The organism is Leptospira venezuelensis (genome assembly GCF_002150035.1).
Classification (GTDB): domain Bacteria; phylum Spirochaetota; class Leptospiria; order Leptospirales; family Leptospiraceae; genus Leptospira_B; species Leptospira_B venezuelensis.
Genome location: NZ_NETS01000010.1, coordinates 1,693,152 through 1,707,199, shown reverse-complemented (window position 1 = coordinate 1,707,199; position 14,048 = coordinate 1,693,152). Strand labels below are relative to the sequence as shown.

General features: G+C 40.8%; 13 protein-coding genes. 7 read left to right on the top strand and 6 right to left on the bottom strand.

The window, feature by feature from the left end:
• Positions 1-2: 2 nt before the first annotated feature.
• From B1C82_RS15335 to B1C82_RS15325, 3 genes are read right to left on the bottom strand one after another with little or no spacing between them, the layout of a single operon-like run.
• Entirely contained in the window at positions 3-524 is a 522-nt protein-coding gene (locus tag B1C82_RS15335; protein WP_086448362.1) for an NADH-quinone oxidoreductase subunit C, read from the bottom strand.
• Positions 521-1,081 (bottom strand): NADH-quinone oxidoreductase subunit B, encoded by a 561-nt coding sequence (locus tag B1C82_RS15330; RefSeq protein ID WP_008595348.1) that lies wholly within the window; start codon positions 1,079-1,081, stop codon positions 521-523. Before B1C82_RS15330 ends, B1C82_RS15335 begins: the two co-directional genes overlap by 4 nt.
• The gene (locus B1C82_RS15325) at positions 1,072-1,449 is read right to left on the bottom strand and encodes an NADH-quinone oxidoreductase subunit A (protein ID WP_036089115.1); all 378 of its coding nucleotides are present in this window, start codon (positions 1,447-1,449) and stop codon (positions 1,072-1,074) included. The genes B1C82_RS15330 and B1C82_RS15325 overlap by 10 nt, the downstream gene beginning before the upstream one ends.
• Positions 1,450-1,986: 537 nt before the next feature.
• Between B1C82_RS15325 and B1C82_RS15320 the strand changes: the two genes are divergently transcribed.
• Complete coding sequence (locus B1C82_RS15320) at positions 1,987-2,451, top strand: MaoC family dehydratase (RefSeq protein ID WP_008594866.1); 465 nt, start codon at positions 1,987-1,989, stop codon at positions 2,449-2,451.
• 17 nt (positions 2,452-2,468) lie between these two features.
• Entirely contained in the window at positions 2,469-2,894 is a 426-nt protein-coding gene (locus tag B1C82_RS15315; protein WP_008594860.1) for a MarR family winged helix-turn-helix transcriptional regulator, read from the top strand.
• Positions 2,895-2,900: 6 nt separating this feature from the next.
• On the opposite strand, the gene B1C82_RS15310 is transcribed toward B1C82_RS15315, so the two are convergent.
• Positions 2,901-4,613: an HsdM family class I SAM-dependent methyltransferase gene (locus B1C82_RS15310; RefSeq protein ID WP_086448361.1), complete on the bottom strand. Its 1,713-nt coding sequence runs from the start codon at positions 4,611-4,613 to the stop codon at positions 2,901-2,903.
• A gap of 147 nt (positions 4,614-4,760) precedes the next feature.
• A complete protein-coding gene (locus tag B1C82_RS15305) occupies positions 4,761-5,729 on the bottom strand; it encodes an ankyrin repeat domain-containing protein (protein WP_086448360.1) in 969 nt (322 codons plus the stop codon).
• A 207-nt stretch (positions 5,730-5,936) separates the two neighbouring features.
• Here B1C82_RS15305 and B1C82_RS15300 point away from each other — a divergent pair, with 207 nt between their 5' ends.
• On the top strand, positions 5,937-7,427 hold the full coding sequence (locus B1C82_RS15300; RefSeq protein WP_086448359.1) for an amidase: 1,491 nt from the start codon (positions 5,937-5,939) through the stop codon (positions 7,425-7,427).
• A 5-nt stretch (positions 7,428-7,432) separates the two neighbouring features.
• Here the strand turns inward: B1C82_RS15300 and B1C82_RS15295 are convergent, their stop codons facing one another.
• Positions 7,433-7,771: a hypothetical protein gene (locus B1C82_RS15295; RefSeq protein ID WP_086448358.1), complete on the bottom strand. Its 339-nt coding sequence runs from the start codon at positions 7,769-7,771 to the stop codon at positions 7,433-7,435.
• A 111-nt stretch (positions 7,772-7,882) separates the two neighbouring features.
• Between B1C82_RS15295 and B1C82_RS15290 the strand changes: the two genes are divergently transcribed.
• From B1C82_RS15290 to ileS, 4 genes are all read left to right on the top strand, one after another.
• Positions 7,883-8,362, top strand: coding sequence for a flavin reductase family protein (locus B1C82_RS15290; protein ID WP_086448357.1), 480 nt, complete (start codon positions 7,883-7,885; stop codon positions 8,360-8,362).
• Positions 8,363-8,432: 70 nt separating this feature from the next.
• Positions 8,433-10,664: a phosphoribosylformylglycinamidine synthase subunit PurL gene (gene purL / locus B1C82_RS15285; protein WP_086448356.1), complete on the top strand. Its 2,232-nt coding sequence runs from the start codon at positions 8,433-8,435 to the stop codon at positions 10,662-10,664.
• Positions 10,661-11,305 (top strand): leucine-rich repeat domain-containing protein, encoded by a 645-nt coding sequence (locus tag B1C82_RS15280; protein ID WP_086448355.1) that lies wholly within the window; start codon positions 10,661-10,663, stop codon positions 11,303-11,305. Before purL ends, B1C82_RS15280 begins: the two co-directional genes overlap by 4 nt.
• 3 nt (positions 11,306-11,308) lie before the next feature.
• Positions 11,309-14,047, top strand: a complete 2,739-nt coding sequence (gene ileS, locus B1C82_RS15275) for an isoleucine--tRNA ligase (protein ID WP_086448354.1) — start codon at positions 11,309-11,311, stop codon at positions 14,045-14,047.
• The last annotated feature ends 1 nt before the right edge of the window (position 14,048 follow it).

Here is a 14,048-nt window from a genome sequence, read left to right as displayed (position 1 = left end):
TCTTAAGCCTCCATATCTTCTTTTAAGTGGATTGTGAGAAGGTCCTCTACCAGATAGTCTTGGCCAAAACCTTCTAATGGATAATCTTTTCTTAATGGATGCCCTTGGAAATTATCAGGCATGATGAGACGATCCATTCTAGGATGGCCTGCAAAACGAATACCGAATAGATCATAAACTTCTCTTTCCGGCCAGTTAGCACCTTTAAAAATACTTATAATACTTGGAACTTGCTCATCTTCTTCTAAAGCCACGCGAAATTGCACTTTTGTAGAGGATTTGTTTCCGGAGCGGAGAAGGTAACAGACTTCGAATCTTGGAGTTTTTTTACCCAACCAATCGATTGCTGTCAGATCGTTTAGATAATTCAGTTCAATTCCTGGAGCTGTTTTTAATGCGGAAAGAACAGGGACGATACCTTCCGGCTTTAAGAAGAATGTAGGAAGATTTGTGAGTATTTCTTCTTCCTTGGAAATAAAATGAGAGAATTTGTCTTTTAGGAAACTCTGGATTGTTTCTTTCATTGGACGACCAGGGGTTTGTTTCTTTCGTTCATTTCCCGGATCTTATCCATTACTTCCTGTCTTCTGGCTTCTAAACCTTGGGTTTTTACTTTTTCCTGAAGTTTGATTACAGCATCTAATAGCGCTTCTGGCCTAGGAGGACAACCTGGAACATATAGATCCACAGGAAGAATCCTATCTATTCCCTGTAAAACAGAGTAAGCATGGAACATTCCACCGGAAGAAGCACAAGCTCCGTAGCTGATCACAAACTTTGGTTCGGCCAATTGGTCATAAATTTCACGAAGCACCGGAGCCATTTTATAAGTGATAGTCCCAAGAACTAAGATCATGTCAGCCTGTCTAGGAGAGAAAGAAGGTCTTTCCGCTCCGAATCTGGCAATATCATAATCCGCACAGGAGGTACTCATGTATTCTATCCCGCAACATGCAGTCGCAAAAGGATAAGGCCATAAGGAGTAACTTCTTCCCCAATTGATTACGGAATCAACCGTAGCGATCTGAAAAGAATCTCCGTAAGACGATCCGGGTTGAGCGAGTTGTTCGTTTAATCCCATTCTAAGGCACCCTTCTTCCGAATATAATACAGTCCAACCACGAGGGTGAAAATAAAAACAAACATCTCTATCAGAAGAAAATTCCCAAGTCCCGCCTCTTTGAACGATTTTAAATTCACGGCATATGGAAAAAGGAAGATCGCTTCTATATCGAAAAGTATAAACAGCACTGCAACCAAGTAGAACTTGATATTAAATAATCCTTTTGCATCCCCATAATAAGGCACACCGCACTCAAAAGTATCGTGAGGTTTGGATTTTTTTTTGGGGTTTAGAAGGAACGCGAGTCCGAGTATGAGAGCGGAGAATCCTACTCCCAAGAGGAATTGAATTAGCAGGGGGCCTAGATGGTCCGGCGAACTTCCCATATCTAACTTCTATCAAACTCCTATACTCGCCTATGTCAATCTAAAATCCCGAACGGGGCCTTTGTAAGAGGTCAGAAGACCGGATTCTATCATTTTCGAATTTTACAATTCTCCTTTTTTCGAAATGAGAACGCCTTTCAATACGGTAGTCAGAGCCGCAAAGATCACGCAGAGTTTTTTCGAAAAAAACAGAACGACTGTTCTATCTCTCAAAATGTATTTTAAGTTTTTATAAAATGAATAAACTCCATGCAGAGACACAGCGCTCTTATTCTCACGCAGAGACGCGAAGCCGCGGAGAGAACACAAGAGTCATGGAAAAATATTATTAAAGTAACCCTATACAAAACTCTGCGTCTTTGCGCCTCTGCGTGCCAATTCCTCTCTGCGACTCTTTTTCCTCTTCTTCTCTGCATGAAAACTTTAATAACCAAACAGAACAGTCGTTCTGGTTTTGCCTAAAAAGTTGGTGACAAAACTATTTATGGGCTCAGGATATTGGACATATAGATCCAGCATTGACAGGGACAAAATCAAATGGCTAAACTCGTACTCTCCAGCTTCGCAGAATTACAGGCATACGAAGGAAAAGAACTAGGCGTATCCGACGCTCACGAAATCACCCAGGCACAAATCGATACATTCGCAAACGCGACCTTGGACCACCAATGGATCCATACTGACCCGGCAAGAGCCGCCAAAGAATCTCCTTTCGGGACAACAATCGCTCACGGGTATCTTACACTTTCTATGGCTCCTTATCTTCTAAGCCAGATCTTAGAATTAAGAAACATCAAGATGGGGATTAACTATGGAATGGAAAAACTCCGCTTTTTAGATCCTGTTAAGGTAGGTTCCAAGCTGAAACTCAGGGCAGAATTGGTTGAATTGAAGGACTTAAGAGGTACTGCAAGAATGACCCTAAAGCTTAGCTTCGAAGTAGAAGGTGCGGCAAAACCTGCTGCTATCGGTGAAGTGATCTATCTCTACCAATTCGCCTAATCGCAAGGAATTCTAAAATGAATCCTCGCACGATTATTTATCTGATTTCTAGGATCAGGGACGAATTCCATAGACGTTTGAATTCGGAACTGAAGGACAAGGGGCTGGGCCAGCTAACCACTACCCATGCTGATATTCTATTCGCTCTTGCAATGTCAAAAAGAGTTCCGATGCAGGACATAGCTCGGATGATAGATAGGGATAAGTCTACTCTCACTGCTCTTGTGGATAAACTGCAAGATTTAGGTTATGTGGAGAGAGTAAGAGATACCCAAGACCAAAGGGTAGTCAATTTACAACTTACACGAAAAGCTTACTCTATACGTCCAGTGATGCTTGGAATTTCCAGATCATTGCTTGCAGGTCTTTATAAAGGTTTTACTGAGCCGGAAAAGAAGGACCTAGTTCGGCTTTTAGATAAACTTTATAAAAATTTAAAATAACTACTATTATAGCCCGGTTAAGAATTCAGTCTCGATACTTTTGAGTACTGCTTCTTCTTCCGGGTTTCTGATCCCTTTTTCCCCTTTTTGTCTGCGGCCAGGAGTCCAAGGACGGATCATATTCCTATAATTATGGAGTAATTTTCCGATCTTCTCCTTCTCTGCTTCTTTTAATTTTCTGAAATCAGGTACAAGAAGAGAATTCAGGTCTCCAGGCTCTACTTTTCGTAATCCTTGAGCATACTCTCTAGTTCTGGATTCCAATTCTTTGCGGACATGAGGAGTGATCAGATAAGCAAATAAGTATTCTTCAAAATGAGCATACTCAGGTTTTGCGGAAAATCCATGAAAGCATGTAAGATGAACTGCAGGACTTTGGTTAAACACGAATCGAACTTCCGCTCTATGGAAAGAAGTAGCTAAAATTCTGCAAGGGCCTCTATTCTCCTGAGAATGCCAAGGCCTTCTTTTAGAAGGAAGAAAACGTTTAGGCACACCTCGTTTTATTCCTTCTTCCAGATACTTATTGATACCTTCTTGTTCATTGGGGTTCGGAACTTCTTTTGCATCTAGAAGCCAAACCTTGGCCCCTTGAGATTTCAAAGTGTTCCAATCATCTCCTGTAAAAAATGGAGAAAGTGCATACTGAGCTTTAGGGATAGAAGATCTTAGATAATTTTTAGGAATAGATAAGTTCGAAGCGTCTTTTTCGGATAAAAGAAAATACCCATTGTCACCAGTTGCAATTCCTCTCCTAAAACTTCCAAATTCCTTGATAGGGACCCATCCTTGACGATTCTTTTCGGGCATAGTCACATAATTATTGTTAGGTGAATTTTTATCATCATTTTTTATGTTTTGTATCGGTTCCGAGTCTTCGCTCAATAATCTAGTCCACTTAGCTTCTGCATCAGGACGGATTTTTCTCCAGATCATCTCGGAAAGCTCTATACTTTCTCCTTTAATGAATGAAGAGGTCCTTGACCAAAGAAAACCTTCTTCCTTCTCTCTTGTATTTTCTAAGTATAGTATACAAGAAGAAGTCACAGCTCCAGTGAACAAGGACCAGGAAGAATCTAAGATAAGTATACGACGAAGATATCCTGATTGAATAATCGCTTTTTTTATCGGAACTCCATATCCAGCGTTCAAGAATTCATAAGGAACTAGTATGGAGGCTCTTCCTCCAGGACTTAAAAGCCTTAGTATACGAAGTAAAAAGAAGACATACAAATTTGCTGTCCCAGGAATCTCCTCCTTGATGTCCTCCGCGAATTGACGGATCATTTTTTTTCCATGTTTAGAATGGCTGAGGCGTAGATAAGGAGGATTGCAGAGTATGATATCGTAGTTTTCTTTCTTTTCATTTTGTAGGAAGTCCCCTAACACCAAATGAAAACGATTTTTGGAGATCCCCGCCTTCTCCAAGTTTTGTATACACTTCGCATGTAGTATTGGATCAATCTCCCAACCGTGAAATTCACTATCTAGTTTTGGAAAATGATCCTGGAATTCTTGGAAAAAAATTCCTTCTCCTGTCCCTGGATCTAAAATTTTAATTTTTTTCCCTTCTAAGATAGCTTTGGTTTCTGAAACCCATTCCAACATAGGGCTCACCAGGGCAGAAGGCGTGAAGAATTGTCCTAAAGCTTTTTCTTTGGCTTTAGTATCCGAATTTTCTAGAGGAGGATCAACTTTGTCTTCGCATGGAATGATCATGAAAGAAATTTTCGCCTATATAACGTTGATATGACGACGAATCTACATGACAACCTTACAATTGTTAGAGGTTTTTAGAAAAAAGTATCCTATGCCGAAATATTAGTTCGGTATACTCTAAAAACTGTATACTAAAGAGATTTTGTATTATTGTGTCTTGGAAGAAAGTTTTTCGGCCAAAATCCGCTCTATTTCATCCAGATGATATTCTTTTGCCAGATCTAGTACCGTCTTACCTTGGTTATCCGCAAGAGTAAGATCGGATCCGAGCTGGATCAATTTCTGAGCTGCAGAAATATTTTTTCTTTGGATAGCTTCCATGAGAGGAGTTTTTCCTTCTGCATCTCTATGATTCAGATTTGTCCCAGCCTTTGCTAAAACATCTAAAATTTTTGGGTCGGTTTGTTTAGGCTCTGTAGCATAGTGAAATGCATTTCTTGCACCAATCTGATGTGTTCCGTTTGGAGTATGAACATCCTTTAATCTACTAGTAAAGACTGCTTTTGAACCGTTTGCTAATAAATACTCAGCAATCGCCAAATTTGAAGGAGATGAAGCGCCTCCAACAGCCAAGAAGAGTGGATATTCTTCGATCCCACCGGGATCATGATTCGGGTTAGCACCATTCTCTATTAAAAATTTTACTAGAACGAGGCTCTGGTTCCGGATCGCCATATTGAGAAGAGAAACTGGTTTTTGATCCTCACCTTTGCGCGCAGAATATTCCACGAGAGCGCCAGACTCAATGAGTCGTTTTGCCTCAGCCAGATCGTCCATATCCGGAATTTTTACTTTTAAGATGGGAAGTAAACGATAGAATAATACGGAGTTTCCATCCACATCCTGGGCATTGATATTTGCTCCATGTTTAATGAGAAACTCAACGACGTCCTCACCTTCTGCGAGCATGATCGCAGTACGGCCATCGTCATCCTTGGCATCAACGGTAGCCCCTTGGTTCAGAAGTAACTCGACCTTACGAAGGTCCCCTTCTTTCACCGCGGATAAAAACTGTTTGTCTAGTTCGGTATCGGCCTCGATCGCCAAACTAAAGACGAAAACGAGCACCGCCCAGCTTCCGCGTCTAAGTTTGCCGTATTTTGCCAATAAATCCATTATTCCGATCACCGATATTTACCCATCCTGATTTTAGCTACGATTCTATAAATGAAAATTCCCGTTGGCTGGGGAATATCCTTGACCCTAGTGGGCGAGGCTTTATGCCTCTCTCCCTTAGAGCATTTTATTCGGTAAATGGTTCCCAGGATTCTGCCTTGGATTTGCCACTTCGACCGGGTCCTAAATCCCTTTTGGCGGAAGAATATGAGTATTACAAAATTTCCATTCGATTCCTATGATAGTATAGGCCTTGCCGATCTGATCAGAAAGAAGAAGATCCAACCCAAGGAATTATTAGATTTTTCTGAAGCAAAGATAAATAGATTCAATCCAGAATTGAATGCGGTTGTTTTGAACACAATCGACAAAGCAAGAGAAGAGTTGAGATCCGGCAAGATACTTAAGGGACCCTTTCATGGAGTGCCACTTCTCATTAAAGATTTATTACATCATGTAAAGGGACAGAAGATCACTTCTGGCTCGAGGGCCTACAAAAATTACGTTCCATCTGAGGACAGCGTTTTTGTTTCCAGGCTCAGAAATGCGGGATTTGTTTTTATAGGCACTACAAATGTTCCTGAATTCGCTTTAATGGGAATTACTGAGCCAAAATTCCACGGTCCTACTCGAAATCCTTGGGATCCAGAAAGAACTCCAGGTGGTTCTAGCGGTGGAGCAGGAGCAGCGGTTGCATCCGGAATGAGTTCTATTGCAACCGGTTCAGACGGAGGAGGATCAATCAGAATTCCAGCTGCCTATTGCGGATTATTCGGATTAAAACCAACTAGAGGAAGAGTTCCAGTCCGCCCTTACGGAAGAGTCTGGCAAGGTGCTTCTCAGGATCATGTTCTTACTAAGTCAGTCAGAGACAGCGCAGCAGTTTTGGATCTTGTCTCGGGTGTTGGGATAGAAGAAGCATTCTCCATGGAGAAAAATAAAACTTCTTATCTTTCCGAAGCGAAGAAGTCTCCAGGGAAATTAAAGATAGCGTATTCTTTTACTTCTCCTATTGGGACACCAGTCAATCAAGATCATGTAGATGCGTTACACGACACAGTAAAACTTTTAAAATCATTGGGCCATAAATTAGAAGAAAGTTCGCCTCAAGTAGATGGGAAACGTTTAGCGAAAGCATATGTAACAATGTATTTCGGAGAAGTTGCTTCGGAGATCTCTCGTTTGGATAAAGTATTGGGTAGAAAAGCAAAGATGGGAGATGTGGAATCTACTACTTGGATCTTGGGACTGTTAGGTCGATCCATCTCTGCAGGTGAATTTGTATCGGCGATCCGCTATTGGGATGAGGCAGCTTATATCTCGGAATCCTTTTTAGAAAATTACGATCTATATCTGACACCAACAACAGCAGAGCCGCCTGCCAAAATTGGAGAACTTGCACCTAAACTATATGAAGAAATTGCAATGCAGATTATCGGAAGGATAGGAACTGGAAAATTACTTTTAGCCAGTGGAATGGTAGACCAACTCGTAGAAAAAAATCTTTCTAGAACTCCTTTCACTCAACTTGCCAACCTTACAGGACAACCTTCGATGTCCGTTCCACTTTCCAAAACAACTCTTGGGCTTCCGATCGGAATGTTATTCACTTCCAAAAGAGGAAGAGAGGATCTTTTATTTAGATTGGCTGGTCAGTTAGAAAAGGAAAGACCTTGGGCGGACATCAAAAAGACCTAAAAGGTTCAGAAACGATCCGTATCTATTTTTTGTTCTGTCCCGAAGGTGCTCAAAACTTCGGGAGTAATATCCTTTCCGCCGCTTAGATTTGTAAACAGGGATTGGACACTGTAGATCGGTCCCCAAGGAAATCCCCACCAGCCGAAAAACAAAGTAAGGATGGTGAACCCCAATCCTTTAAAAACCGAATTTTCCCTCGGGCGAATAAAATACACCTTGGAAGGATTTTTAAAAGTCATTATCAAAATAGAAAATGTATAAAGATAATATACAAACTTTCCACCCTTTTGCACCTCCGAACGTATCTCTGCTTCAGATAATCCTTGGATCCCTTGTATGCTCATAAATTCTCCGAATATTCTATTATACTTGAGGTCGGTTTCAGCCAATAAAACCTGATTTTTTTTTCAGAATTCCCACTTTACAAATACTCTTTCTAAAACTATTTACATTCTATGTCTTTCAGCGCGGACGAATTTAAAAATTCTCTCTCTCATTTTGCATCCGGAGTAACGGTGGTGACTTTTTCAGATACCACTAGAGCCGGAGGATTGACGGTTAGTAGTTTCAGCTCACTCTCTTTGGATCCACCTTTGGTCCTATTTAACCTTCAAAAGAATATAGCAAGTCACGATCCATTACTTGCATCTGGCTTATTCACAGTGAATATTCTATCTTCCGACCAGCAGGAGCTTTCCAACCAATTTGCTTCCGGCAAAATAGACAAACATGAACTGATCCAAAAGTTAGCCTGTGATCTAGGGCATAACGGAGTCCCTTACTTGAACGGTACATTATCCAGAATAGAATGTGAGCTGGAAAAACAAGTTGATGGAGGAGATCATACCATAGTGATCGGAAGAGTATTATTTGCCCTATCCGATGACTCTAAAAGACCTCTTTTATATTACCGTAGGAACTACCATAATATCTGAACCATAAGGACTGTATTTCCGCCCTAAAATAGTTTTCAGTGGGGGCCAAGTCAGAAAAACTGGTCCCGTAATGGAAAAAGAATCCGTCTCCCTCCAAGACGCTCTCGAACACGGTCTTACCTCAGAAGAATTTAGCAAAATCCAGGAAATCCTAGGCAGAGTTCCTAACTCTACAGAGCTCGGTATTTTCTCTGCAATGTGGTCAGAACATTGCTCTTATAAAAATTCTATCCTTCAATTAAAAACTCTTCCGACAAAGTCGGATAAACTTTTGGCCCAAGCGGGCGAAGAGAACGCCGGAGCCATGGACATTGGCCGAGGACTTGCAGTTGTTTTCAAAATCGAAAGTCATAATCACCCAACTGCAGTGGAACCTTACCAAGGTGCCGCCACAGGTGTGGGCGGGATCATGAGAGATATTTTTACAATGGGTGCAAGACCTATTGTATCCTTAAACTCTCTTAGGTTCGGGAACCCTGATGAACCTAGAAATAAATACTTATTATCCAGAGCAGTTAAAGGTATCGGAGATTACGGTAACTCTTTAGGGATCGCAGTCTCAGGCGGAGAGTTATTCATCGACGAATGTTTTTCTAAAAACCCTTTAGTGAACGCAATGACTGTTGGGATCGTAAGACATGATCAAATGGCAAGTGCAACCACCGGAGGAAAGGTGGGTAACGCGGTATTCATCGTTGGCTCCACCACTGGTAGAGATGGTATCCACGGAGCATCCTTTGCATCCAAGGACCTGACCAAAGAATCAGAGTCCAAACGTTCTGCTGTCCAAGTAGGAGATCCATTTATGGAAAAACTACTAATGGAAGCATCTCTAGAAGCAATCCAGAAAAAATTGTTAGTTGGTATCCAAGATATGGGTGCTGCGGGAATTTCCTGCGCTACTTCTGAGATGAGTGCAAAAGGAAAATCTGGAATGAAGATCAACCTTGATCTAGTTCCTTTCCGCGAGACAGGAATGAATGCCTATGAGGCAATGCTCTCCGAAAGCCAAGAAAGAATGTTGGTAATCCCTGAAAAAGGAAAAGAAGAAGAGTTAGTTGCTATATTCAAAAAATGGAATCTAAACGCCGTCCAGATCGGAGAAGTCACAGATACCGGTCTTTTAGAAGTTTATAAAGACGGAAATCTTAAAGCTAAGATCCCTGCGGAGACTTTAGTTTTAGGTGGAGGCGCTCCTAGATACGTTAGAGAAACAAAACGTCCTGCATATTTAGACCAAGTTTCTTCCTGGACCCCTGATTCTTCTCCGGACTTACAAGAGAAGGAAGCAGGCCAAAAGCTACTCAAACTATTAAATTCTTGGAATATATCTTCTAGAAAACCAATTATCGAACAGTATGATACTGAGGTTGGCCTAGTAAAACTGATCGGCCCAGGTGCAGATGGAGGACTGTCTGCAATTCCTGATACTGACATGGCATTGGCTACTGCAACAGATTGTAATTCCAGATTCACCTATTTGGATCCATACTGGGGCGCTGCACTCGCAGTTTGTGAAGCTGCAAGAAACGTGGCAGTTACGGGTGCAGAACCTTTAGGTGTAACTAATAACCTAAACTTTGCAAATCCTTATATTCCAGAAAACTATTATATGTTTTCCGAATGTGTTCGGGGAATGGGAGATGCTTGTAGATTCTTAGGACTTCCTGTGACAGGAGGAAACGTTTCCTTTTATAACGAATCACCTGAGGGACCGATCTTCCCAACTCCAACCATAGGAATGGTGGGGATTCTAGACAATCAGAAGGAAGTAGTCTGGGGAGCTCCAAAAAAAGCAGGACTTAGTTTAGCGCTAATCGGTAAATTTAATCCAAGCTTGGGTGGAAGTGAATACCAAAAAGCCTTCTTGGGCAAAGTGCAGGGAAAAATCCCTAAGTTCGAACTTTCCGATGAAAAATCATTATTAGAAGTTTTAGTTTCTCTTAGAAAGAATGGAAGCCTATCATTTGCCAAAGATCTTTCATTGGGAGGGATCGGAGTAGCACTTGCGAAAATTGTAATACTCTCTGGACTCGGGATCAAAGCGAACTTAAGCCCGATCAAACAATCCAGAAAAGATCTTACTCTTTTTGGAGAAAGTTCAGGTTCTGTCCTGATCGGTTACGAAAAAGGAAAAGAGGAAAGTATCAAATCCCTCGTTTCTTCCAAAGGTTTGGACTTCCACTCCATCGGAACTGTAGAGTCAGATGCTAAACTACAAATAGAAGGATACGAAATTTCCTTTGCTTCAAACGAACTGAAATCGGTTTATGAATCCGGTTTAGAGGAAATATTCAGATGAGATCCATCCAAAAAATCGGTATCGCCTATTTAATCCTTTGCGCAGCGTTTATTATTTCCGATTGCAGACGCCCTGCTTCTGAAATTTTGAACGAGGCAGCCAAAAACCCGACCTCAATAGAAAAATTAGATTTAGGTCTTGGCAAATTAGGCAGTGTCCCTCCAACATTATTCAATTTCCCAAACTTGAAATGGTTGGATCTCAGAATGAATGAACTTACTTCTCTGCCTGAAAATGTAGGAGACTGGAGTAATTTAGAACATTTGAATATTTATGGGAACGATATAGAAAAACTTCCAGCATCTGCTTCTAAACTTTCTAAACTCAGATTTTTTTTCGCAGGAAATAACGACTTTGTTGGAATTCCTACAGAATTACCCGCAACTTCCATCGAAGCAATCTATCTAGATTCTAATAAGATAGAATTCAAAGAATCTGATATAGATATCATCATAGGATTTCCAAAATTGGAAGTTTTGGATCTGGCAAGAAATAGAAAGATCGCATCTTTTCCCAAAAATTTTGGATTTTTAGCAAGCCATCCTAAATTAAGATTATTGATCCTAAAAGAGACAGGCTTAAAACCTTCCCAAATAGAATCCGCAAGAAAACTTCTCCCTAAAGTGAAGATAGAATTTTAATCCATGAAAGAAGAAGATAAGAAGAATCCATATTCAAGTACCGTAATACTCCCTCAAACGGATTTTCCAATGAAGGCCGGGCTTTCCACTAGAGAGCCTGATCAGATTAAAACATGGCAATCCGAAAAGATTCTGCGCAAAATGCAGGAGAAAAGAAAGGATAGGCCTCAGTTCATTCTTCATGACGGACCTCCTTATGCAAACGGTAACTTTCATACTGGGCATGCACTTAATAAAATCTTAAAGGATATGATTGTTAAGTCCAAATTTTTCGCGGGCTACCAAACAGATATGATCCCTGGTTGGGACTGTCATGGTCTTCCAATCGAAGTCCAAGTTCTTAAAAATCTGGGCAAAAAAGCAAAAGAGATCGGTCCGGAAGAATTAAGAAAACTTTGTAGAGATTATGCAGAACAATACGTTCAAAAACAAGGACAGGACCTTTCTAGGTTCTTATGTTTTTGGGAAGAAGGTAAGATCTATAAAACGATGAGCCCTGATTTCGAGGCAAAGATCGTAGAAGTTTTTGGAGATCTATTCGAAAAAGGTTATGTATATAGAGGCAAAAAACCTGTTTATTGGTGTATAGAACTTGCGACAGCTCACGCAGAAGCAGAGATAGAATATTATCCTCATAAATCTCCATCCATCTATGTAAAATTTCCGATCAAAGGGCAGGACGGGAAATTCTGCCTGATATGGACTACTACTCCTTGGACTCTTCCTGCAAACTTGGCAATCAGTTTCAATCCTAAGTTCGCATATTCATTTTATACAACTCCGAGTGGAGAAGAGTTACTACTCGCAGATGGACTAAAGGAAGCAGTCGAAAAAGCAGCCGAAGTTCAACTTACAAAAAAGGAATCTGTTTCTCAGGAATCGCTTTCTAAAATGATATTCCGTCATCCTTTCTTAGACCAAGACTCTATCCCTCTTTTCGGAGAGCATGTGACTCTGGATGCAGGAACAGGAGCAGTTCACACTGCACCCGGTCATGGACAAGATGACTATAAAATAGGTTTGGCGGCAGGATTAGAACCTTATTCACCTGTAGACGATTACGGTAGATATACAGATGAGTTCCCAATGATGAAAGGGATCAAAGTCTGGGATGCAAATCCTAAGATCGTAGAACTACTTAAACAAAAAAATCTACTGCTTCATTATTCTGAATTTGAACATAGCTATCCTCATAGCTGGAGAAGTAAAAAACCTCTGATCTTCCGTGCAACCCCACAATGGTTTTTCCAAATGGATTACCAACAGCTCAGAGAAAAATCCTTAGAAGCGATCGATAAAGTAAGTTGGATCCCTAACTGGGGAATTACCAGAATTCGCTCCATGGTGGAAACAAGGCCTGACTGGTGTCTTTCCAGACAACGAAACTGGGGAGTTCCGATCCCAGCATTCACTTGCGAAAATTGTAATGAAACTCATTTAGATGCAAAATCCGTAAAATTCTTCACTGACTTAGTAAGAACCAAAGGAATAGAGATCTGGTATAGCGAACCTGCAGATTCACTTCTTCCTCCTGATACTAAATGTTCCAAATGTGGATCTTCTTCTTTTAGAAAAGGAAAAGATATTTTGGATGTTTGGTTCGATTCAGGAGTTTCTAACTTTGCGGTTTTAAAAGAAAGAGCCAACGAACCTCCTGCAGATCTTTACTTAGAAGGTTCAGACCAACATAGAGGTTGGTTCCAATCAAGTCTCTGGCCATCTATGGCCCTACGCGGAATTCCTCCTTACAAATCCGTACTAACTCACGGATATGTTTTGGACGAACAAGGGAGAGCAATGTCCAAGTCCTTGGGCAATGGAATAGATCCAACTACAGACATCATCAATGTATATGGAGCGGACATACTCAGACTTTGGGTTAGCTCTCAGGATTTCAGAGACGATGTAAAAGTCGGCAAAGAAGGACTTAAGATCATCGCAGACAATTACAGAAAGATCAGAAACACATTCAGATATCTTTTAGGTAACTTGTCAGGACATTCTTCGGACCAAAATCTTGCGGTTTCAGATTTGGAAGAAGTAGACAAATACTATCTATCCAAGTTGGCACTACTAGCAGAAGAACTGAAAAATCACTATGAGAACTATCAATTCCATCAAGTATATCAGAAACTTCTTCTATTCTGTACTGTAACACTTTCCCAGGATTATTTCGAAATGATCCGTGATAGAATGTATTGTGACAGAAGAGATTCCAAAACCAGAAGATCTTCCTGCACTGCACTCCAAATCATATTAGAAACTCTTTGTATATACTCTGCGCCTATCTTAAGTTTCACAACGGAAGAAGTTTGGAAAGAGAATGGTAAGAAAGAATCAGTATTTACGGAAGAATTCCCAGACCTTTCTACTTTCAGAAACAAAGATCTGGAAGCCAAGTTCGAAGAAGCATTAACTGCAAGGGAAACAGTTCACAAATCCTTGGAACTTGCAAGACAGGCCAGTAAATTAGGAAAATCTTTAGAAGCTGCGGTGGAGATCTCCCCTAAATCAGAGAATAAACTTCAAAAAGATTTCTCCTTAGAAGCTCTGGAGTTAATATTTACAGTTTCTCAAGTAAGTTTTGAAAAATCAGGCAGAGAACAATTGTCCGAATACTCGGATGAACATTTCTCAGTTAGAGTTGTAAAACCTAAAGAAGAAGAATGTCCCCGCTGCTGGAGACACCCTGCAGAAGAAAGACATAACGGTCTCTGTAAACGTTGTGCCGCGGCAGTATAAG